General features: G+C 41.2%; 17 protein-coding genes. 3 read left to right on the top strand and 14 right to left on the bottom strand.

The annotated features are described in order from the left end of the window. Position 1 precedes the first annotated feature (1 nt). Positions 2-775, top strand: a complete 774-nt coding sequence (locus AS141_RS07665; RefSeq protein WP_057937054.1) for an alpha/beta fold hydrolase — start codon at positions 2-4, stop codon at positions 773-775. A gap of 115 nt (positions 776-890) precedes the next feature. Here the strand turns inward: AS141_RS07665 and AS141_RS07660 are convergent, their stop codons facing one another. The 4 genes from AS141_RS07660 to AS141_RS07645 form a co-directional block, all read right to left on the bottom strand. Then, positions 891-1,373 (bottom strand): GAF domain-containing protein, encoded by a 483-nt coding sequence (locus AS141_RS07660; RefSeq protein ID WP_057937053.1) that lies wholly within the window; start codon positions 1,371-1,373, stop codon positions 891-893. Continuing rightward, positions 1,366-2,391 carry a bifunctional diaminohydroxyphosphoribosylaminopyrimidine deaminase/5-amino-6-(5-phosphoribosylamino)uracil reductase RibD gene (gene ribD, locus AS141_RS07655; RefSeq protein ID WP_057937052.1) on the bottom strand — a complete coding sequence of 342 codons (1,026 nt, stop codon included), beginning with the start codon at positions 2,389-2,391 and terminating at the stop codon, positions 1,366-1,368. Before ribD ends, AS141_RS07660 begins: the two co-directional genes overlap by 8 nt. Further along, positions 2,391-3,188, bottom strand: coding sequence for a DUF4382 domain-containing protein (locus tag AS141_RS07650; protein ID WP_057937051.1), 798 nt, complete (start codon positions 3,186-3,188; stop codon positions 2,391-2,393). Before AS141_RS07650 ends, ribD begins: the two co-directional genes overlap by 1 nt. 86 nt (positions 3,189-3,274) lie before the next feature. Beyond that, a complete protein-coding gene (locus tag AS141_RS07645; protein ID WP_057937050.1) occupies positions 3,275-4,102 on the bottom strand; it encodes a DUF4382 domain-containing protein in 828 nt (275 codons plus the stop codon). Positions 4,103-4,209: 107 nt separating this feature from the next. Between AS141_RS07645 and dgt the strand changes: the two genes are divergently transcribed. Continuing rightward, positions 4,210-5,556, top strand: a complete 1,347-nt coding sequence (dgt, locus tag AS141_RS07640) for a dGTP triphosphohydrolase (protein WP_057937238.1) — start codon at positions 4,210-4,212, stop codon at positions 5,554-5,556. A 74-nt stretch (positions 5,557-5,630) separates the two neighbouring features. Here dgt and AS141_RS07635 read toward each other — a convergent pair whose 3' ends face one another. Then, on the bottom strand, positions 5,631-6,521 hold the full coding sequence (locus AS141_RS07635; RefSeq protein ID WP_057937049.1) for a hypothetical protein: 891 nt from the start codon (positions 6,519-6,521) through the stop codon (positions 5,631-5,633). A 275-nt stretch (positions 6,522-6,796) separates the two neighbouring features. Here AS141_RS07635 and AS141_RS07630 point away from each other — a divergent pair, with 275 nt between their 5' ends. Then, entirely contained in the window at positions 6,797-9,805 is a 3,009-nt protein-coding gene (locus AS141_RS07630) for an AsmA-like C-terminal region-containing protein (protein ID WP_057937048.1), read from the top strand. A 293-nt stretch (positions 9,806-10,098) separates the two neighbouring features. Here AS141_RS07630 and AS141_RS07625 read toward each other — a convergent pair whose 3' ends face one another. The 9 genes from AS141_RS07625 to mnmG all read right to left on the bottom strand — a co-directional run bounded on the left by AS141_RS07625 (position 10,099) and on the right by mnmG (position 23,624). Next, positions 10,099-10,554 carry a GyrI-like domain-containing protein gene (locus AS141_RS07625; RefSeq protein WP_057937047.1) on the bottom strand — a complete coding sequence of 152 codons (456 nt, stop codon included), beginning with the start codon at positions 10,552-10,554 and terminating at the stop codon, positions 10,099-10,101. Positions 10,555-10,661: 107 nt separating this feature from the next. Then, positions 10,662-12,455 (bottom strand): acyl-CoA dehydrogenase family protein, encoded by a 1,794-nt coding sequence (locus tag AS141_RS07620; RefSeq protein WP_057937046.1) that lies wholly within the window; start codon positions 12,453-12,455, stop codon positions 10,662-10,664. A 122-nt stretch (positions 12,456-12,577) separates the two neighbouring features. Further along, a complete protein-coding gene (locus tag AS141_RS07615) occupies positions 12,578-13,753 on the bottom strand; it encodes a thiolase family protein (protein WP_057937045.1) in 1,176 nt (391 codons plus the stop codon). A 60-nt stretch (positions 13,754-13,813) separates the two neighbouring features. Further along, positions 13,814-16,219, bottom strand: coding sequence for a 3-hydroxyacyl-CoA dehydrogenase/enoyl-CoA hydratase family protein (locus tag AS141_RS07610; protein WP_057937044.1), 2,406 nt, complete (start codon positions 16,217-16,219; stop codon positions 13,814-13,816). A gap of 40 nt (positions 16,220-16,259) precedes the next feature. Beyond that, complete coding sequence (locus tag AS141_RS07605) at positions 16,260-16,730, bottom strand: MarR family winged helix-turn-helix transcriptional regulator (RefSeq protein ID WP_057937043.1); 471 nt, start codon at positions 16,728-16,730, stop codon at positions 16,260-16,262. Positions 16,731-16,975: 245 nt separating this feature from the next. After that, the gene (locus AS141_RS07600) at positions 16,976-18,724 is read right to left on the bottom strand and encodes an AMP-dependent synthetase/ligase (protein WP_057937042.1); all 1,749 of its coding nucleotides are present in this window, start codon (positions 18,722-18,724) and stop codon (positions 16,976-16,978) included. 463 nt (positions 18,725-19,187) lie between these two features. After that, positions 19,188-20,786: an Ig-like domain-containing domain gene (locus AS141_RS07595; RefSeq protein WP_232424843.1), complete on the bottom strand. Its 1,599-nt coding sequence runs from the start codon at positions 20,784-20,786 to the stop codon at positions 19,188-19,190. Between the two features lie 71 nt (positions 20,787-20,857). After that, positions 20,858-21,769, bottom strand: coding sequence for a class I SAM-dependent methyltransferase (locus AS141_RS07590; RefSeq protein WP_232424842.1), 912 nt, complete (start codon positions 21,767-21,769; stop codon positions 20,858-20,860). Continuing rightward, complete coding sequence (mnmG, locus tag AS141_RS07585) at positions 21,759-23,624, bottom strand: tRNA uridine-5-carboxymethylaminomethyl(34) synthesis enzyme MnmG (protein WP_057937039.1); 1,866 nt, start codon at positions 23,622-23,624, stop codon at positions 21,759-21,761. The genes AS141_RS07590 and mnmG overlap by 11 nt, the downstream gene beginning before the upstream one ends. Between the last annotated feature and the right edge of the window lie 72 nt (positions 23,625-23,696).

The raw sequence follows: 23,696 nt of genomic DNA, 5'->3' as shown, positions 1-23,696 counted from the left end.
TATGTCCGAAATTTACTCTTTTGAGAAAGGTTCAGGACACCCAATTATTCTTATTCATGGCTTCTGTGAAATCAGCGAAATGTGGACGGATTTTGCAGCGCATCTATCTGATAAGTTTTGGGTAATCTGTCCCGATCTTCCAGGTTGCGGAAAATCCCCCATGACCCTATGCAGTAATACCTTAGAGGAAATCGCGCTTCTTTTGAAAGAATGGATGGAAGAGAAAGCTATCCAAAATCCAATCGTAATCGGTCATTCTCTTGGTGGCTATGTGACACTGGCACTGCTACAATTGATGGGGTCTAAGTTAAAGGCTGTAGGCCTTTTTCATTCTACTGCATTTGCCGATGATATAGAGAAAAAAGAGATGAGGGACAGAACAGTTGCATTTTTGCAAAAACACGGAGTAGACACATTTGTAACTTCATTCGTGCCTCCACTTATTCCAGAGAAAAAACGTGACGAATTCCAAGCGGAAATAACGTTGGCTATTGAACAAGCGAAGCAATCGACTCTAGAAGGCTTAATAGCTTACACTAAAGCTATGCGAGATAGAACAGACCGATTTGAGATCTTAAAGAATTATCCCGAACCAAAACTCATGATTGCCGGTACTGAAGATGGAGCTGTGAAAATCGATGCAAGTAGAGCTCATAAGCAAGCAATACCTGATTACTATGAGCTAAAAGGTGTAGGACACTTGGGAATGATCGAGCAGAAAAAAGCCTGTATTGATATTATAAGGGAGTTTTGCCTGAAGGCCGCTACCCATTAAAACCCTCCTGAAGACAGGTTTGAATTGTGAAAATAAGGTAGCTATCCTTGTGTCACTAGACAGCTCGACTACACCCGGAAATCAGGTATTACTCATTAGGAATGGAGGGGAGGTCTTACAGCTGCTTACCCAGCACACCCATCAATTTTTCCAAATATTCCTGGTCCACAGCATCAAAATCACCTAATTGGTCAGAATCCACATCAAGCACCATGGCGACCAATCCTCCTTTGAAAACAGGGACAACAATCTCTGATTTGGAAGCTGAACTACAGGCAATATGACCAGGAAATGCATCTACATCAGGAACCAATACCGTTTCTCCTTTTTGCCAAGCAGTACCACAAACTCCTTTGCCCAAGGATATTCTCGTGCAGGCGATTGGGCCCTGAAATGGACCTAAAACCAGCTGGTTCTCCTTTGCCAGATAAAACCCCACCCAAAAAAAGTCAAAAGCTTCCTTCAACGCCGCAGAGATATTGGCAAGATTAGCATAGAGGTCTGGTTCACTACTGATTAACGCTTCGATTTGAGGCAAAATTACTTCATATTTTTCGGCTTTTGTTGCCGACTTCGGAATGTAAAGACTTTCAGACATGACGATAAATTCTTAATGTGTCTTCCAAGACCTCAAACGTCTCGGAAACTGGGGCAGGGGGTATAGGTGCTTTTATCCCATTGCCAAATGTGATACTGCTTGTAAACACCCGGGCTTCGTCCCAAAGTTCGGATACCAGAAATTTATTCAGTAAATAGCTTCCTCCCTCGACAATCAAACTTTGAATTTTCCGCTGATGCAGGTCTTCCAAAATATCCTTCACGTGAAACCCTGGATTCAACTTAACATATTCCAAAGTTCCTTTCACTTCTGTTCTCTGCGAATTATAGCAAACCGTTGGTACTGCTTCATCAAATAATTTGAGCGAATTAGGAAGTTCCATTTTACTGTCAATTACCAGCCTGAGCGGATTTTTCCCTATCCAATCTCTTACATTCAAGGATGGGTCATCGTATTTTGCAGTATTTTTCCCCACCAGAATCGCATCTTCTTCCGCTCGCCATTTGTGTACTAGCTGGCGACTAGAGGCATTAGTAATCCACTTGGAAGAGAAATCTTCCCTAGCCACAAATCCATCAAGTGTCTGAGCCCATTTCAAGATCACATAAGGGCGGTTTTTCTCAATCATCGTGAAAAATCGCTTATTCTGAGCTCTAGCTTCTTTCTCCAGAAACCCTGTTTCCACTTCGATACCGGCTTCCTGTAAAATCCTAATCCCTTTACCTCCTACCAAAGGATTGGTGTCAAAAGCTGCTATAATGACTTTTTTCACTTTCTTCTCAACCAATAAATTGGCACAAGGAGGTGTTTTTCCAAAATGGGCACAAGGCTCGAGTGTTACATAAACTGTAGCCTCAGCAAGTTGCTCTTGGTTTTCCACAGAATTCACCGCATTTACCTCTGCATGTTCCTTTCCATAATCCTCATGATATCCTTCCCCTATAATTTTATCCTGATGAACGATTACACATCCCACCATAGGATTTGGACTTACTTTTCCCCTGCCAAACTCAGCAAGCTCAAGAGCTCTCTGCATGTAAAGTGCGTCGGCAGCCATCAGGGTTTAACTTTAAAAGTAATCTCCTTCAAGACACTATCAACATCTGCTGTGAGATCTAAACTAAACGTGGTGTCCTGGTAAAGCTCATTTTTTGGATCAAAGTAAAATCCATATTTACCCATTGGAACCCTAAAAAGGTACTGACCCGAGGTGTTGGTATGGGTAGTAAAAGTATCCGTTTCACTTATCATAAAGATGGCTGGAAATAGGGTAAGCGGCTTTAAAATCCCACTCAATTCGATAGTTCCTGCGCCCTTTACCAATTCAAAAGTCGGATCAAGTGCATAAGTCAACGGGGATTCCGAAGCTTGGACGATTGATTTTTCAAGATCCATATCCAGCAAAATATCATAAGATATTCCCTGCTCAATATCAATTGATGTTGACAAACTTATTTGATCGTCAGATGGATCAATGAGTTTCAATATATATTCCTTCTCATCAATAAACATGGAATGTTCATCGCCCAAAATAATTGTTGCATTGATAATTTGCCCTATTGGCAATTCATTTCTTCCTAAAAGTAAAGCATTGCCGCCGACCAGATCGCTTACTTTTATGCGCTTGTCCCCCGATTTATATTCTAGAAAAAAAATCTGGTTTTGATTCTCTCGACCATCCGCTAGAACCTCAATATCAACACCCTCTATTTCTACAAAAACAGAGTCCCATTTAGCTGGGCTATCTACCAAAAGAACGTTTAAAAGTGCTTTAGGGCTAGAATCCGGATCCTCACAGGCAGCGAAGAATAGCACGCAGATGATGGGCAGGAGATAAAATTGCAGTTTTTTCACCTGGTAAATTTAGCCCAAAACTTTGCAAATACTGAATCTCAAATGCTTGGACAGTAAAAAACCGGCCGAAGCCGGTTTCACATTTACTATTCTTTAAGTGAAAGTGTCACAGGATCGATAGAAGTAATCTCTCCATCCACTACCTGAACATCTTCAATGCTGGTAGGAAAATAAAGTTCATTCGGACTAAACGTGATGGAGTATATACCATCATCTAACCCTATGATTTTGAAGTTGCCATTTTCGTCCACAAAAGTATTGTATTGATCATCGCCATCATTGACAGTGACTTGTACAGGCTGTGCGTCAAGTGGTAAAACCTGCCCTGTAATACCCGCAGCAGCTTCATCCAAAAACGCTCTTAAGACTGGTTTTAAGATAATCTGACCAGAATTACCTGCCTCTACTATAGACTTTGCCGCATCAAAATCGATGATTAAATCATAAGTCATCCCACCGTCAATATCCTCATCCACTTTTATTTTCAATCCACTTTGTTGCGCGCTTGGAGTTTTCAATTCATGACGCTCCCCATTCTTGATCACATAATTATCTTCCCCAAGAATCAACCTAATCTGATCAATTTCCCCTTCGGGAAAGTCTTCCGCACCCAGTAATTCACTGTTGCCGCCCGTCAGCTCCAAAAGATTTATGGGTTGGCTTTCATCGTAGGTGATCTCAACCCATGAGGACTCATCATCGTCCTCATCCATCTCATCATCAACTCCATCCTGGTCCACTTTGACACGAACCGCCAGCACTTCTATCCACACTTCATCATAGGATGCCGGAGCATCTACAAGATAGAAATTCACTCGTGCAGAACCGCTGTTTGGATTGTCATCATCGGAAGAGCATGACATTGCTACTAAGGCAAGTCCTGTAAGAACCAGGTAAGAAAATATATTTTTCATACGATAATGTGTTTGGTATATCTAGTCCGTGAGATCCAATGACCATGCCAAGTCAAAAATCACAAATAATAAAGTAATGTCTAAAGAGCTTCTTATTTTTGGGGATGATGAAATGGGAAAAACTGCTCGCACGCGGGAGATTTGGTGATAAACCGGGATTTATACCTACACAAGTGGTCAGAAGTGAGTTTGAGGTTGATTACGACCGAATTATTTTTTCGGCACCGTTTCGAAATTTACAGGATAAAACCCAGGTTTTTCCCTTACCCGAGCAGGCATTCGTACATACCAGACTGACTCACAGTCTGGAAGTCTCCAGTGTAGGAAGATCCTTGGGAAAAGCAGCAGGGGAAATTTTACTCAAAAAATACCCTCAATTGATAAGTAATGGTATTTCCGCTTTTGAGATAGGAGCTATTGTGGCCGCTGCAGCTTTGACTCATGATATAGGAAATCCTCCTTTTGGTCATGCCGGAGAAGAAGCTATTTCAGATTTCTTCAAGTTTCACCCCTCAGGAAAAATTTGGGAAACCCATGTGCGGACCGAGCAGCTTGCAGATCTCTGCAATTTTGAAGGGAATGCTCAAGGATTCAGAATGCTGGTTTCAAAACAATTTGGGTTGAAATTAACCTATGCTACACTCGCGGCATTTACCAAATACCCAAGACCAAGCATGATCGCACAGCGGGATATTGCTCGTAGAAGTCAGAAGAAATACGGATTCTTCATTAATCAACTGACCGATTTTGAACAAATGGGTGTCGTCCTGGGAATAGAAAAATCCAGCCCTGAATGTTGGTATAGACATCCTCTTGCCTTTTTGGTAGAAGCTGCAGACGATATTTGCTATAGCATCATCGATCTGGAAGATGGCTGTACACTTGGTCTGGTCAGTTTCGATGAAACGGTGAAGCTTCTTGCCCCGATTTTGAAAGACAAGTTTGACCCTAAAAAACTAAAGGAGCCACGCACTGACGCTCAAAATCTTGGTGCTCTAAGGGCACTGGCGATTGGTGAACTAATCAACGAATGTGTGGAAGAATTCGCCAAATATGAAGAAGGTATGTGTAAGGGAAATTTTGACAAGGCGCTTACCGATGTCATTCCTTCTGCCAAATTCCTACAGAAAATCACTGAAGTCTCCATTCAGAAAATTTATAGATCACAGGTAGTTTTGGAGAAAGAAGCTGCAGGATTTCAGGTGTTAGAAGGTTTATTGGAGGTTTTTTCCAAAGCACTTTATCATCAATTTTATGATCCTGAGAAGTTCTCAGGTCAGGACAAAAGCATTCTACGCTTGCTTCCAGAGGATTTTCCGCTGAAAGGCTGGGGGGCAGAAGTAAATCCGTATCCCCTGCTTCGGTGCTTAGTAGATTTTATCGCCGGAATGACAGATAAATATGCACTGAATCTTTACAGACGCGTGAAAGGAATCTCATTCCCCGGATCTTAAATCACGGAAATAAACCACCAAAATCCTTGATTCCTCCGCTTCGATGGAACGCTATTGAACTAAAAAAAAATGCCCTAAAAGGTCACCGTCTTCAAATCATGCACTGTGCCCAGCCAAACCGTGCCGTTGTTTAGCTTGAGATCTGCACGGCTGGTAATTGAGAAATGCGGGGAAGAAAAATCAAAGAAAAAATCCAGTTCTTCTCCTTTTGGTACTGTTCCGAGGTTATAAGAAAATTCGAATACCTTGGATTGATTTCCACCAATCTCTGCAAGCCAGTCATTCGTCCAATAATTCCAGGGCTCGGGCGCTTCTCCTATAGTTTGGTCATATACATATTGGGGAATTTCAGGATTATAAAAGGTCAGACCGTTGGTGAAATAGTGAAACAGTGCATTCCCCATTTTGCCTGGATCAAGATGGTAATAGGAAATGGGGTCGAGATTTTCCAGCCTAAGTTTGGCTTTGATGTCTGTTCCACTTTTCTCAACCGAAACGATTTCTATGGAGAGACCTTCTCTCAATTTGCCGTGGGCCTTTAGGACTTTTCTAATAGTAGGATCTATTCGTGGGTCAGCGGTGATACTGCCTGAACCGTCATCCAGCTTGACAAAGCTGATTCTAAATGCAAAATCACCAAACATGTCCATCATTCGATTGATTTGAGTACCTGGAAAAATAGTAGAGCTGTGTATTTCTTGAATTTTCAGGGAGTAGATTTCCACGCCGTCTACGACAACGGAAGCACCCTCAAGTTTATCAAAATCACCATTCAGGCGATTGTTTTCATTCAAATAAAATATATGAGCTGAAAAATCATAATAGTCAATATCCGAAAGATCCAAGACGACTTCGCCATCCTTCAGGATTTTCAATTCTCCTGCCTCATCTAAATCCTCTGCGATTTCACAGCCTGATAACATCAGGGCCATTATCCAAAACAAGAACATAAATTGATTTTTCATCGCCACGTCTATTTTTCAAGCAAATAAGTTAAGCAAAATAGCAGATCAAAAGTGGAATTAGACGAAGAACTTCCTGTCCTAAGGTTCTCTAGATTGGATTCTAGTGCAGATTTTATGGATATCTTTGCCAAGTTCATTTATCATTCAATGTATGAGCACGGCTTAAAATTTGTTAGTAATTCATCCCCTATAGCCCTGGGTAGGTAATTCATCTGGATCTCTCCAGTCACATACATCCAATTTAGTTCACTAAGACCTGGTTTAAAACATTATCCATGAAAAAGACCCTGATCATCATTCTAGGAGTATTCCTATTTTTACTAGCCGCGGCAGTAGCCGTTCCCTTCATTTTTAAGGACAAAATCGCTGCCCGCATTGACCGGGAAATTGCCCAATCTGTGAACGCAAAGGTCATTTATGACATCGATAAGGTGAGCTTAAGCCTCTTTCGAAGATTCCCAAATGTTTCCGCCCGGATCCAGGATTTGGATATAGTAGGAAATGCCCCATTTGAAAATGATACGCTGGTCTCTCTTCGCGAACTTGCGGTTGATTTCAATCTGAGCTCTGTCCTTTTTGATGACTATCCTACCTTAACCGGCGTGCATTTGAACGGCGGAAATGTCTATATCAAGGTTCTCGAAGATGGTACAGCCAATTATGACATCGCTTTTCCCACAGAGGAAGTAACGGAAGAATCCACAGAAAGCAACTTTAAAATCGGAGTAGATGAAATGGAAATCAGCAATCTGAATGTGGTTTACGATGACAGGCAGCTCAGTTATTTTATGGCTTTGGGAGGAATACATGCTAAGGGCGCAGGTGAATTCACTGCTGATGTCTATGATCTTCCTATCGGCATGGAAGCATTGATTGCAGATATTACCTACGAAGATGTGAGCTATCTTTCCGATAAAACTTTCAAGGGTGAAACACTCCTGAATATCGACATGAAGAATATGAAATTCACCCTCGGAGAAGGTGATTTTCAATTGAATGACTTTCTGTTTGGCCTCAACGGCTATCTCGCCATGCCTGGTGAGGATATAGAAATGGATTTATCTATGGAAGGAAAAGACAATGAATTCAAGAATATCCTGTCGTTGGTTCCGGGAATTTACACGGAGAGCTTTTCGAGCTTGAACACGTCCGGCACGATGGATTTTCATGGAAAAATCAAAGGAATTTACAATGAGGCAAAAACCCCGACTTTCGATATTTCTCTCAAAGTAGCTGATGGGATGTTCCAATATCCCGACTTGCCAAGACCTGTAAAAAATGTAAACCTTGACCTTCACATAAAGAATGAAACGGATAATATCGACAACACGTCGGTGAACATTCCAACTTTCAATCTGGACTTTGGCAGCAATCCTATCTCCGGTAAGCTATACCTCTCTGATCTGGTCAGTTATACAATCGATGCAGCGCTGAAAGGTAAACTAGACCTGGAAGAACTAACCTCTATTTTCCCAATTGAAGGAATGACTTTGAAAGGAAATCTGGATGTAGATGCTACAGCAAAAGGCCGATATGATTCTGTGGCGGGTGTTATTCCAGCAATAAATGCAAGGTTGCTTTTGGCAAATGGCTATGCAAAAAGTGCTGATTATCCAGCTCCGATAGAGAAACTGAATGTCAATGCATCTATCCAAAACCCAAGTGGAAGCATGACTGATTTTTTTGTGGATTTGAGCCGGTTTGGATTTGAACTGGAGGGTGAAGCTATTAATGGCACGATGAAAATCAGGGATTTTGACAGGCTGATCTGGGACGGACAGATCAAAGGCGGAGTAGATCTAAAGAAAATTCTGGCCATTTTCCCTATGGAAGGAATGGATATGGAAGGCCGCATTCAGACAGATCTTAATACTAAGGGCTCTTATGCTGCTGTGGAAGCCAAAAATTACAATCAATTGGAGACTCGGGGCTTAATGGATGTGAGCAACTTCAAGTATTCCGCAACCGATCTACCCCAAAGCATACAGATCACCAAAGCCAAAGCGGAATTCAATCCTTCAACTATACTCCTCTCCGAGTTTGACTCGAAAATCGGCTCAAGTCCACTCCAGGCTACTGGATCCCTCACCAATTACATGGACTATTTCTTAGGAGAAAATGGCACATTGAAGGGGCAATTGGCCTTGATAAGCAGCAAATTCAATGTGAATGAGTGGATGGGCGAACAGACTGCTACGGATACGGGCAGTTCAGAACTCACAGTGATTGAGCTTCCCTCCACCATTGACTTTACCATGTCTGTCGATGCAGAGGAGGTACTTTATGATGATATGAATCTGAAGCAAGTGAAGGGAAATATGACGCTAAAAGATGGTATTTTGAATTTCTCAGACGCTTCGATGAATACAATGGGAGGAACCATCGCTTTGGACGGAACCTATGATCCAAGAGATCGTACTGCCCCTTTGTTCAATTTCAAACTGGACATCGCTGACCTTAGCATTGCTGAGGCTTTCAAATCATTTAATTCGGTAAAGGCTTTTGCCCCTATTGCTCAGCACTTAACAGGTAAATTCAATTCCAATCTTGATTTCTCGGGTAAACTGGGTCAGGACATGATGCCTTTGCTATCCAGTCTGGATGGGAAAGGATTGCTAAAAGTGGCTGAAACTGCCCTGAAGGATAGTAAAATCCTAGAAGGCATCACCAGTCTCACCAAGCTTAAAGATGTAAATACCCTGCAAATGAAAAATATTTCCATTCCGATCAGTATCGACAATGGGGTGATGGACGTGAAACCTTTTGATGTGAAACTCTGGGACTATCAGGCCAACGTCCAAGGAACGGCAGGCTTTGACGGTTCGATCAACTACCTAATTAATATGCAGATACCTGCAAACAAATTCGGTGCACAGGCAAATTCACTCCTGGCTACCCTCTCAGGTACATCTGTAGATGAAAACACAGCCATTCCCCTCGCACTTAATCTATCCGGAACATATAATTCTCCGAAAATAGCCCTTGCAGGAGGAAATAGTATCGAGTCCTTACTGGCGAATGCTTTGAAAGCAAGAGTAAGCGGTGAAGCACAAGGGCTACAAACTCAAGCCACAGAGCAGTTTAATGCTGCTCAGGATAGCATGAAGCAAGTGCTGAAAGCAAAATCTGAAGTGGCCCAGGACAGCGCAAAAAAGGAACTTGAGAAGCAAGTAGATGTCGCCAAGGATAAAGCTGTGGACGAGGCTAAGAAGCTCCTTAAAGGCTTTTTCCCGAAAAGTACTCCCGCTGCCAAACCTGATACTGCGACTGTGAAAAAGGATTAAACGTAGCAGTCATCGCCATACCTCCGCGAAGGAAATAAAAAAACAGGAGCTTCTAGCTCCTGCTTCTTGATTAATCTCTTTTTTTACTTTCCTTTTTAGCGGCTTTGGCGGCTCGCTTTTCCTTCAGCGTCTTTGTCGGCTGAGACTTGTCGTTTTTTGGTTTACCTTCTGGTTGCTTAGCCATAGTTTCATTGGAGAAATGATGTAACTGATTCCTGTTAAGGTAGGGGGAATTCTCCAACTCGCAATCCGACACCACAACTATTTTTCATCCAGTCTATTCCCTAAAATACTTATTTCACAGCAATGAATATCTCCACTTCCGAAGCATCCCCTAGTTGACACTTAGGACCATATATTTCAAAATCAGCACTATATTTTCTGTTTAATTCCCCGTCTTTTGCCCAGATTTCCTTCCAAGAATTTACGACTGCTTCTGGCATTATTCCCTTAGCTACAAACTTATTATATTTGCCCCCGTCAAATTCTCTCCCAACTAAACCTTCAGCTATTTTATTCAGGTTATTTACCTCATATCCAATCAGACAAGTATATTCTCCGGTGTAGTCAGTCTCGTAGTCTGTGTAGATTGCAAAAATTTCCTCACTGACTTTTCCCGATATTTTTTCCCCAATCTGCTCTACAAAGAATCTTTCCCAGAGAGCACCCAAATCTTCGGAAGCTTTATTATTTGCATTGGAAGTTCTGAGAGCTATTCCAATAATTTTAAACGGTCCTATAGCATACATTCTGGTCTTGGTCTTGGGTGTACTTCATTGTATTAAAGCTACAAGGTAACCAAATAGCCTCCGAAACTTTTCATTCCGGAGGTATGATATTTCAAGTAATCCTACTATTAAAAAGGATATTTCCCTTTGTCAATCATGTAATCAGCAAGCTGTCTGCGGAGCTCTTTTGTGTTATAGAGTTCTGATTTCGTAAAGCGCTTCAGACCCATCAGCATTACTTTCTGCTCATCACCTTTGGTGAAGCTACCTATTGCTTCTTTCGCAGCAGTGTTAATTTTGTCCACCGCTTCTGAAAGGTAAATCTGAGCCATGATAATCTGGTTTTTACACGCTTCCTCACCTTTCAGGGAAACGAGTTTTTCGGTTCGGAGAATTGCGGACTCGCTCGCGTAAATCTCAATCATTACATCTGCAAGATTCATCATAATCTCCTGCTCATCCTCTATCTTGTCCTGAAGTGCCATCGCAGCTTTTCCGCCAACCATCAAGAATACTTTCTTCAGTTTTTTCAAGACTTCTTTTTCAGCTGCAAAAAGCTCAGAAGTGTCAATGGTTTCAAATGAAGGTACTGAGGTAAGTTCTTTGGAAACTGCCATAGCTGGATCGAAAATATTGATCTCTCCTTTCATTGCCCGCTTCAGAAGCATTCCGACCATCAGCATACGATTGATTTCATTCGTCCCTTCATAAATTCTGGCGATACGTGCATCGCGGTAGGCTCTCTCCATAGGTGCCTCGGCTGAGTATCCCATCCCTCCATAGATTTGTACACCCTGATCGACTACATAATCCAATACTTCGGAACACTGCACTTTGGCAATGGTACATTCGATCGCAAAGGCCTCTACCCCTTTCAATTTGGCCTCGTTCGCTTCCATCCCGTCAGCTATCATTGCCTCAATTTTATTTTCAATATCCTGACCGGCCCGGTAGCATAATGCTTCAGAAACAAAGCACTTAGTAGCCATTTCACCCAATTTGGATTTGATCGCTCCGAAGGAATTGATACTTACTCCGAATTGCTTACGCTCAGTAGAATACTTGATTGCATTGGTAATCACTGTACGAACACCTCCAAGCACTCCTGAACCTAGTTTTACCCGACCAATATTGAGAACATTAACGGCGATTTTAAATCCGTTCTGACGTTCTGAAAGCATATTCTCCACAGGCACCGGACAATCATTGAAAAACACCTGACGTGTAGAGGAGCCTTTGATCCCCATCTTTTTTTCTTCCTCATTCATCGTGATTCCACCAAATGACTTCTCTACGATAAAAGCGGTAAGATTTTTATCATTCTCTATTTTAGCAAAGACAATAAAAAGATCTGCAAATCCCGCATTGGAAATCCACATCTTCTGACCATTGATGAGGTATGTTTTCCCATCTGTAGAAAGCGTAGCTTTTGTTTTTCCACTGTTCGCATCAGATCCAGCTTCTGGTTCTGTAAGGCAATAGCAAGCTGCCCATTCACCTGTAGCAAGCTTAGGAAGGTATTTTTTCTTCTGCTCTTCTGTCCCATAATATAGAATAGGTAGCGTGCCGATCCCTGTATGTGCTCCATATGTGGTAGAAAAAGAACCTGCTGCACCGATGATATCAGCAATCAGCATAGATGTAGTGAAGCTCATGCCCATTCCTCCATATTCCTCGGGAACAGCGATGCCCAGAAGGCCAAGATCTCCTGCTTTTTTGAATATGGATGGAACAAGCTCAGGATTCTTCATACTGTCGATCTCATCTATACGTGGAGTGATCTCCGTATCAATAAAATCCTGACAGGCCTGAGCCATCATTTGTTGTTCTTCGGTAAACTCTTCAGGAATAAAAATGTCTTTCGCATCAGTTTCCTTAATGAGGAATTCTCCTCCTTGGGTGGATTTAGTTTGGGTGGCCATTAGTATATTTTAAGACTTAAGATTTTAAATGCTAGACGTAAAACTCAGTATAGAACATGGTTATTCATCGCTTCTTATTCATTTGAGATTGAACTTGTAGAATGGTAAGATGATTAAGAAGCTTATTTCAAAAGCTCGTAAACCCCAGCGACTCCCTGACCGCCTCCGACACAAGCTGTGACTAACCCATACTTCTTATTCTGGCGTCTAAGCTCATTGAACATTTGAATAGAAAGTTTTGCTCCTGTACATCCCAACGGATGTCCAAGTGCTACAGCTCCACCATTTACATTGACAATTTCCGGATTGAGGTTTAACGCTTTGATTACCGATAATCCCTGAGCGGCAAATGCCTCATTCAATTCAATCAAATCAATGTCATTCAAACTTAGCCCTGCTTGCTTTAGTGCTTTCGGAACAGCCAATTTTGGCCCTATTCCCATAATTCTAGGGTCTACACCGGCAGCGCTATAAGACATCATCCTTGCAATTGGCTCCATATTCAATTCCTTCACCAGTCGTTCTGACATTACAACTACGAAAGCAGCTCCGTCAGAGGTTTGAGAGGAATTACCTGCTGTGACCTGGCCGCCGTTTTTAAATGCCGGCTTCAATCCTGCCAGTACTTCCATTGTGGTTCCGGGGCGTGGTCCTTCATCTGTATCAACTACATATTTTCGGGTTTTCTTTTTCCCCTTTTCGTCGAGATACGTTTCTTCTACTTCCACTGGCACGATTTCATCTTTAAACTTTCCCCCTGCTATTGCCGCTAAGGCTTTCTCGTGCGATTTCACAGAAAATTCATCTGATTCTTCACGGGTAATACTATATTCTTTTGCCAACTCCTCTGCTGTCAGTCCCATGCTGAGGTAATAGGAAGGATGCTCAGTGGCAATTTTATAATTCAACACAGTCTTATATCCCATCATCGGTACAAGGGACATAGATTCAGTCCCACCGGCGATGATACAATCCGCCATTCCGGTTTTTACTTTCGCAACTGCCAATGCAATAGCCTCGATTCCAGAACCACAGTATCTGTTCACGATAAACCCCGGGTTTTCTACTCCCAGAGCCAGAAGAGAAATCATCCTTCCCATTTGCATACCTTGTTCCGCCTCCGGGACTGCATTTCCAACGATCAGGTCATCTACCATTTTGGTTTCCAATCCTGGAGTATTTGCTACTAAGTGCTTGATCACATCTGCTGCCAGATCATCTGGGCGATAAAATCTGAATCCGCCTTTTTTGGCTTTTCCTACCGCCGATCTATATCCATTAATTATATAAGCTTCCATTTGAGATTATTGTAGTTACATGTTGAGTTACTTCGCACTTGGCCCTTCTTTCGTCGGGTTTCAATTCCGAAGCGGTTTTCCTTTGAATAAAATACTGTGGATACGTTCCAGTGTTTTCTGCTCACCAGTCAGGCTAAGAAACGCTTCTCTCTCCAAATCAAGAAGGTATCGCTCTGAAACTTCAGTAGGGGAAGACAAATCTCCACCCGACATGACCCATGCTAATTTTCTGGCGATTTTCGCATCATGCTCAGAGATGTATGCACCATACTGCATTCCAGTCACCCCTGCATCAAACAATGCCAACGACTCTCTGCCCAATACTTTAATAGTTGTCTGCTCTATTGGCTGGGTGTAGCCCGCTTCATACATGGAAAGCACCTTGGATTTTGCCTCTGCCAATTGGCGCTTTCTGTTCAGCGTAATTCCATCAGATTTTCTCAAGTAACCCAGATTTCTTGCTTCCTCCGCAGATGTGGACACTTTAGCCATGGCTATATTCATGAAATATTCCTGCAACTGGTTCAATTCCACGTCTCCGGAAATCAGACTATTGGAAAACCTCAATGTCATCTCCTTGGTACCGCCTCCGGCAGGAATCAAACCAACACCTACTTCCACTAACCCCATGTACAATTCAGCGTGGGCTTGAACGTGATCCGAATGAAGTGAGAGTTCACATCCACCTCCTAAAGCCATATTATGCGGCGCAACTACAACAGGCACCGAAGAAAAACGAGCGCGCATCATGGTGTTTTGGAATTGGGAAATCATCAGGTTGATCTCATCGAAATCCTGATCTCCCGCAAACATAAACAGCATAGCAAGATTAGCTCCAGCTGAGAAATTTGCCCCTTCATTCCCGATTACCAGTCCTTTGTGAGACTTCTCTGCCAAACCGATCGCTGTATTGATCCCTTCGATCACCTCAGCTCCCATAGCGTTCATTTTGGTATGGAATTCCAATCCAATCACCTCATCTCCCATATCATATACTGAGGCGCCAGCATTGTTCCAGATTTTTTTTCCGGCAGATTTTAGGGTGTCTAGAATAATAAATTCTTCAAGCCCCGGAATCTCTTTGTAGGACTTACTTGAAATGTCGTAATAGTGTTTTTTACCATTTTCTACTTTGTAAAAAGAATCGCTTCCTGCTTCCAGCATCTCATACACCCAAGCTGCCGGTTTTTCTCCGGCTGATTCCATCTTTTCTACCGTCTCTGTGACACCGAGCACATCCCAAGTCTCAAAAGGGCCAAGCTCCCAGCCAAAGCCGGCAGAAACTGCCTGATCAATTCTATACAACTCATCCGAAATCTCCGGAATACGATTGGAACAATACCTGAACAAATCATAATACGTGGCCCGGTAAAATTCTCCCGCACGATCATCAAAATTCACCAGAAATTTGATCCTTTCCCTTAAATTTTCAAATTCCTTGGAAGCTTCCAACGCTTTAAATTGTGGCTTTTCTACATCCTTGTATTCAAAAGTCTCAAAATCGATTTCTTTCAATTCTTTTGATCCATCATCATGGCGGATCATTTTGAAATATCCCTGACCTGTCTTATCCCCAAACCACTTATTTGTATGTAGGACTTCAACTATCTGTGGAAGCTTGAATTTATCCCTGGATTCGTCATTTGGTAAAGCTTTATAAAGATTATTGGCAACATTCACTGTAGTGTCCAGTCCCACCACATCCATCGTTCTAAAAGTGGCGGATTTAGCTCGTCCAATCACCGTTCCGGTCAATTTATCTACTTGAGATACTCCCAGCCCCATTTTCTCGATGGTGTGCATCGCGGAAAGAATTGCATAAACGCCTATCCTGTTCGCAATGAATGCAGGAGTATCTTTACATAGGACGGTTTCTTTCCCGAGAAATTTGTCCCCATATTCCATCATGAAGTCAACAATTTCAGGCTTAGTTTTGGGCCCTGGGATTATCTCCAGGAGTCTGAGATATCGGGGTGGATTGAAAAAGTGAGTTCCGACAAAATTCTCCTGAAAGTCTTCTGACCTTCCTTCACACATTAAGTGCATGGGTATTCCAGAAGTATTTGAGGTAATCAGCGTTCCTGGCTTTCTATGTATTTCGACTTTTTCAAAAAGAGATTGCTTGATATCCAATCTTTCGACTATTACCTCAATCACCCAATCGTAATCTTTTATTTTCGGAAGGTCATCATCAAAGTTTCCTGTGGTGATCCTGGATGCAAAAGCCTTATCATAGATAGCTGAAGGATTTGACTTCAACGTGCTTTGCAAAGCTGCAGTAACTATTCGATTTCTGACAATGGAGTCTTCCTTAGTGAGTCCCTTTTTCTGTTCCTGTTCTGTGAGTTCAAAAGGTACAATATCCAATAAAAGTACCTGAACGCCAATATTGGCAAAATGACAGGCTATTCTGGATCCCATAACTCCCGAACCTAAAACGGCAACTTTTTTAATGGTTCTATTCATATTCTTGGGCTTTTGGTCTTATTAATTTGTGGTTTTTGGTCTATAATTCAAATATCGGTCTGTTTATATCTATCCCTTTGTCCATCTGCACCTGGTCAATGACAAGCTGTATCCTTTCGAATACGCTAAAAAAGTGATTTAGATCTTCTTCAGAAACTATTTCACGTACCTGTTCATTAAACTCCCGAATGGTATTTACAGAAATGTTCTTCTTTCTTTTTCCTTCTTCGGTAAGGTAAATCCGCACTGAGCGCTTATCGATTAAATCGGGCTTTTTGAAAATGAGTCCCTTTTCTTCCATCGTCTTCAACATACGTGTTAAGCTTCGGGTCTCCAAGCCTATTTGCGGCGCAATCTTGGTAGCCGGGGTTCCTTCTTTTGAGTTAATGTTGATCAATACAAAACCGATAGCGGTGGTAAATCCCTCCGCAGCAGCTTGTTGGTTGTACATTCTAGATATGGCATGCCAAGCACTTTTAATATGATAATCAACTGTTTCTTCTCTCTTCATCGCTACTGATTGATTCAATTTTATTGATTTCTAATTTACAAATAATAATGTATGCATGCATACTATATTGAATAAAAGTTATGCATGCATCACAAATTAGGTCCTCGGGAAATTCCAAGTAAAAGTCAGGTTGCTATTGAACGCGAAAAAAAGCTAGCCGAAACAGAATATTTGCAAGAAATTAAGCGCTTAAACAATAGAATTTACTATTGTTAAAAAATTATAAAGTAATCTAAATCAGTGTATCACTCCTGGTAGATGCGCTCGATTTGGGATTGGAATTTCTGCAAAATCACTTTTCTCTTTAATTTCATAGTCGGAGTCAATTCTCCCGATTCAATTCCCCAAGGCTCTGCCAATAAACTAAAACGTTTGACTTGCTCCCACTTGCCAAAGTATTTGTTTAACTGCTCCACCTCTCTGTCGTATTTCTCCTGGATTTCAGGCTTCTGAATCATCTCCTCATTTGATGTATAAGGAATGCCTTTGTGTTGGCAATAATCCTTCAGACCACCAAAACTTGGGACAATAAGGGCAGCAGGAAAATTCCTGTTTTCTCCTACTACCATCAATTGATCAATCAGAACAGATTCCTTGAATTTATTCTCCATCAATTGAGGCGAGATGTATTTCCCGCCGGAGGTTTTGAACATTTCTTTCTTACGATCTGTAATTTTTAGAAATTCTCCGTCTAACGTCCCGATGTCTCCGGTATGAAACCAGCCGTTTTTAAGTACCTCTGCCGTCATTTCGGGCAGCCTATAGTAGCCAAGCATCACATTGGGCCCTTGGACCAGAATTTCGCCGTCTTCTGCTATTTCAACTTTTACATCCTGCACAAGCTTTCCTACCCAGCCGATCCTCATCTCATTCGGAGTACAAATAGAAGCAGACACTACCGGGGATGTCTCTGTCAGACCGTATCCCTCACAGACTTTTATACCTGCCGACCAGAATACCCTGGCCAATCTTGGCTGTAAGGCCGAAGCCCCCGAATTAATCTGAAGAACTTCATCTCCCAAAGCTTCCCTCCATTTACTGAAAATAAGCTTGTTGGCTATTTTCAGCTGAAAGTCATACCAAAATCCCATATTCTTCGCAGGATCATATTCCAGCCCAAGATTTAGCGCCCAAAAGAAAAGGCCTTTCTTGATACCGGTAAGCTCATATCCCTTGGTGACTATCTTATCATAAATCTTCTCCAAAAGACGTGGAACAGTATTAAAAGTATGTGGCCTGATTTCTTTCATGTTTTCTGCCAATGTCTCCATACTTTCTACATAATATATGGAAAATCCCAAGTACATAAAGCAAAATACGCCTGTACGCTCATATATATGGCAAAGGGGAAGAAAACTCAATGCTCTTGATGAACCAGCAGGAGGTGTCATTATCGAAGCAACCGCCAATACATTTGAAAGAACATTGGTATGGGAAAGCATCACCCCCTTTGGCCGGCCTGTGGTGCCTGAGGTGTAAATGATCGTAAACATATCAGCTGGCTCAACTTCAGCTTTCAATCGTTCCAGCTCAACTATACTCCCATTTTCCCCACTGGCCAAAAAATCCTCCCAAAAGACTGCACCTTCCAAAACCGAAAAACTACAAATCATCCGTTCGCCTGAGACCGTTTTAGCTTTATTATAAATATCCTGGTCACCGACGAAAATCATCTTGACATCGGCATGTTCAAAAATGTATTCAAAATCAGACGAAGTGATAGTAGGATAAACCGGAACTGAAATGACTCCGATCTGCTGAAGTGCCATATCAACGAAATTCCATTCTGGACAATTTTCAGAGATAATTGAAACTTTCTCTCCCTTATTCAAGCCTTTATTCAAAAATGCCAAACTTAGCTTGTCAACTGTCTCTTTGAAATCTAGTGAAGAAAACGACTCCCATGTTCCTTTCTTTTTTTTCGAAAGCGCAATGTTCTTGTCATACGTCTCAAGCTGGTAAGGAATTAAATCAAAAAGTCTTGTAGGCGTCATGTTTCATCATTTTGGGGTTCTTATAATATTACCAAAATATGAGACGATTACAAAGAGTTATCCACCTGCTCTTTATTTAATAATTGTAAAATAGATTTTTAAAAAAATTCCTTGTTAAGGTTATTAGGACTGTGGATTTGTGGAAAAGGAGGCAAATTTTTCTTCTCCACTTTATCGTCATGCGTTCCATTTGGTTTCCCACGGGTTATCCCCCTTTTGTCCACATGTAAGTAACTGTATCTTAATCTAATAATTGGTTCAGGTATTTTTTGTGGATTCAACGGTGTTTATTCACTGTTGGAAAAGGGTTGGTGGATAGTATTGTTTTATATGGTGGATAACTGTTGGCTTTTCCCCAATATATCTCCTTGCAGTAAAAGTCGAAAGATGGTGGGTGGATAACCGGTGAGTTCTCCTAGAGTTACCCCCTCTTATCCACAGCTATAGCTACATTTATCCACAGCTAGTTTTCTATCGTTTTCAAACCTGTTTCTGGTGAAGCTTTTATTCGAAGATCAGTCAGTGTCCATCCCCCTCTTATAGTAATATTCTTATTTCCTGTCTCTGGATCTATGTAGTAGAATGTCCGTTCCGCATAACGTCTTTCTTCATAATTGGCAGGATCCCAGCGACGGTTTCCGTTTGTATCTTCAATAACTCTGATTTGATAGTTTCCTGCCTCTAGTAATTTAAAAGAGAATGCATTGTTGGATTCTATGTAGAATTCTCTCTTTATCTCGCTTTTGCTATCTAGTAGTTGGATGATGAAGGGAGCCTGGGCACCCTCTATAGTCCCTGAAATAGCGTCTGCGAGTGTTTCCTGTTTGAGTTTCTTATAGTTAGCTGATAGAACCTCTTCATTAAATTGCCCTTCAATATCCATAAAAGTAGAGTCAGCTGCTTTGATGGTAAAAGTTTCATATGGTATTGAATCAGGAATACCCAGATTTATTTCAACGACATCCCTTCTCAATGAATCTTTGAAACGTAGCATATCAGGGGTAATGTGAATCACCGATGCTGTATCATATGCTATATAGAGCGAATCGTACTGTATGTTTTTTAATGGTTTATTGAAGGTTAATTCGATTGGTAATGTCTGAAAGAAGCTTTTGCCTGAATTGGGTGTTATGGTTAGTTTTTCAGGTTTTCTTTCAGATTCTTCAAATTTTGCCCATATGAGCGAATCAATTTCGTAGCCAACTGAATCTTTCAGATTGATTTTGAAAGGTAAGCTATCAGCTATTGGTTTTTCTGAAAACAGGTTGACTCGTTTATCTCCGAGGGTATAAAATATTTCCCTGCCCAGTTTCTCATTTTCCAGCGAGATTCCTATCGGGATTTTATTTAATACTATAGTGTAATTTGATCCTAAAGGAGATGATCTAAGTAGTCGAATGGGATTTTGGTCACCTTTCGAGAGATTGAACTGGACCCCATCTATATTTTGGTCGATAATGATAGTGTCTCTGATGAAATCGAATGCCTCTGATTTATATTCTGCCTTTAAGCTATTGTTGTCGTCCTGCCAGGCATATGCAAGATATTTTCCGGCTTTAATATTGGTGATATTAAATTTTCCTGCCGAATCTACCTGCGTCAAATAGTATGGAGGAGCGATGTAAACATCTGTAGTATCATCAAATGGATATAAGCCTACTATCGCATCTTCAAGTTTGTCATTCTTTCCCGGGAAATAGGTGTTGACGGAACCTGAGAATGTAAGGCTATCTATTTGTTGACCAGTTGAAAAAACAAGCTTTAGCTTTTCCGCTGGATTTCCTTCTGACAAGTCCTGAATTGATTTTTGGAAGTTAAATACATAGGTGGTGCTATCTTCTAATTCCTGGTTGAGCTCTATTACCAGCGTATTCTTAAGAGCAGTAAAAATCACCTTATCCTTATTTATTCTTGGTGTAATAAGAATGTTTTTGGTGGCATTGTCCAGTTTGATGTATTCATCAAAAGTGATGATAATTTCCTCGGGTTTTATACTTAGACTTTGATCTTTCGGACTCATGTCCACTACTACCGGAGGATTCTCGTCCCTAGGGCCGCCCATGGGTGAGCTTTGTTTAGCACATGAAAAAGCTAATAGGCTTAAAACTAAAAGAATTATTAGGTTAGTTTGTTTCACTTCTTTTTAAAGACAAATAAGTTACTTGAGTAATTTCCTGCGGATTTAGCCGCTTCTTTGTTGGATTTTTTTCCGGAGACAATTGCCTTCCAATACTTCTTTAACGTGGATTGGTCTGGGTACGTGTATCCTTCTGATAATAAGGAAACATAGTAACTATCAAATATCATTGGAATTTCGTTTGTAAGCTGTAGGTCAAAAATCTCTTCGAAGCTTTTTATAGCTTGGTGATTAAAGTGATACAGATGCCGTGGTATATCCCATCCCGCCCATTGCTTCCCGTACTTAATTGCGTCTGGGCTATCAGGATTTGGTACAGCAATTACTATGTAACTATCTGATTTTAAGTGTTTTAGTAATTTTTTAACAGTTTTTCTTAGTAAATGGATATGCTCTAGCACGTGATATAAGGTAATTATATCAAAGGAGCTTTCTTTGGGAAGGTCATTAATGGATTGATATACTTTTCCATCTATTTTTGTTTCGGCTAGTTTTTTGGCCTTTTCATTTGGCTCTATTCCGGTTACTTTCCATCCCTTGTTTTCCGCTTTGGCTAACAATTCAGCTGTCCCGCAGCCGTAATCCAAATAACTACCTTTAAGCGGTTTTAGGCTGGTCAAGTGTTTTAGTTTTTGGGAAGTAGTATAATTTCTAACTTTTTGATAAATAAATTGAGTAAGATTTTTTGCTTTATCGTCGTGGGAAAAATATTCTGGGAAATCATAGTATGGTGCAATAGTTTCTTCTGTTGGTCTTGGATTAGTAAATTTTAGCCCACAGTTGGTACAATTGCAAATTAGGAATGACTTCTGGCTTACTGCAAAATCTTTTATTTCTTGATAATTAAGAAAATGTCCACTCTTGCAAAGTGGACATTTGGTAAGTTTTTCAAGCATTTTATCTTCCAAGGTAAACAGTGATTATAGATAAGTCTGCTGGAGTTACTCCACTTATTCTAGCGGCTTGCCCCATGGTTTCAGGCCTTATCTTGTTTAGTTTTTGTTTTCCTTCTGCTGAGAGCGCAGGGATGGAGATATAGTCAAATTTCGATGGAATTTTGAAGTTTTCCATACTGCTCAACTTCTCTACCATTTGCTGTTCTTTTTCAATATAGCTATCGTATTTGATTTGTACCTCTGCCTGCTCTAGCACCTCATTTGAATAGTTGGATAAATATTCGCTAATTTCTGGATTAAATCCCTTCATCTGTTGAAGGCTGATTTGGGGTCTTTTGAGTAGTTTTTCCACTGATATTTTTTCTTTAATCAGTGCTGAACCTGATTGCTCCAAGCCAGGATTTATATGTTCAGGAGAGAGTTTCTTTTGTTTAAGGTCGTTTATAAGTTTTGCTGTTTGCTCCTTTTTAGTACTCATTTTTTGTAAGCGCTCATCCGAGGCTAAGCCTATATCGTATCCTTTTTGGGTCAATCTCAAGTCTGCGTTGTCCTGACGGAGTAATAGCCTGAACTCCGCTCTCGATGTAAACATTCTATAGGGCTCTTCGGTGCCCTTGTTAATTAGGTCATCGATGAGCACCCCTATGTAGGCATCGGATCTCTTCAGCAAGAAAGGATCCTTTTCTTGAGTTTTTAGACTGGCATTGATTCCTGCTACCAATCCTTGTGAAGCCGCTTCTTCATACCCTGTGGTCCCATTTATCTGTCCTGCGAAGTACAGGTTTTCCATCAATTGTGTCTCAAGGGAGAGCTTCAATTGTGTGGGGGGGAAAAAGTCGTATTCGATAGCATAGCCTGGACGGAACATTTTTGCGTTCTCAAATCCGGCAATTTTTCTTAAAGCCTTGTATTGGACATCTTCCGGAAGTGAAGTAGAAAAACCATTAATGTACATTTCTACAGTATTCCATCCTTCTGGTTCAACGAATATTTGATGTCTCTCTCGCTCTGCAAATCGATTAATCTTATCCTCAATTGATGGGCAGTATCTTGGACCAAGTCCCTTTATTCTACCGTTGAACATGGGAGATCTATCAAACCCTTCTTCTAGACTTGTATGAACCTCTTTGTTTGTATAGGTAATCCAGCAAGTTCTTTGCTCTTTTAGGGAAGAAGTTGAATCTGAGTAGCTGAATTTCTCTGGTGTTTCATCACCATGTTGAACTTCCATTTTAGAATAATCCAGGCTTCTTCCATCTACCCTTGGTGGCGTTCCGGTTTTCATTCTACCGGATTCGAAGCCTAGTTCTACCAGTTGTTCGGTAATTCCTTTTGCTGCTGCTTCTCCAGTCCGCCCTCCTCCAAATTGCTTTTCACCGATATGAATTTGACCATTTAGGAAGGTTCCATTGGTGAGTACAACACTTTTGCCTTGGATTTCTATACCAATTCCAGTTCTTACCCCTTTCAATTGTCCCTTTTTCACCAGTAGCCCTGTGATCATTTCTTGCCAAAAATCCACATTCGGAGTGCGTTCAAGTGCTAATCGCCACTCTTCAGCAAATTTCATGCGGTCATTTTGCGATCTTGGCGACCACATAGCCGGGCCTTTGGACCTATTTAGCATCCTAAACTGGATCATTGATTTATCTGAGATGATGCCAGACATACCTCCTAGAGCATCTATTTCTCTAACAATTTGCCCTTTTGCTACACCACCCATTGCAGGATTGCACGACATTTGAGCTATGGTATTCATATTCATTGTGCACAATAACACCTTTGAACCCATGGCTGCTGCTGCATGTGCAGCTTCACATCCTGCATGTCCCGCTCCTACTACTATGACATCATATATTGGAAACATCGTATTCTTTTATTTTACTGTTCCACGTGAAACACATGGTTCTCGGTGAAAGTATTTGCACATGTTTCACGT

Origin of the sequence: Algoriphagus resistens (genome assembly GCF_001442615.1) — a bacterium.
Classification (GTDB): domain Bacteria; phylum Bacteroidota; class Bacteroidia; order Cytophagales; family Cyclobacteriaceae; genus Algoriphagus; species Algoriphagus resistens.
Note: the sequence above shows the minus strand (reverse complement) of the source record. Positions and strands in the feature narration are given on the sequence as shown.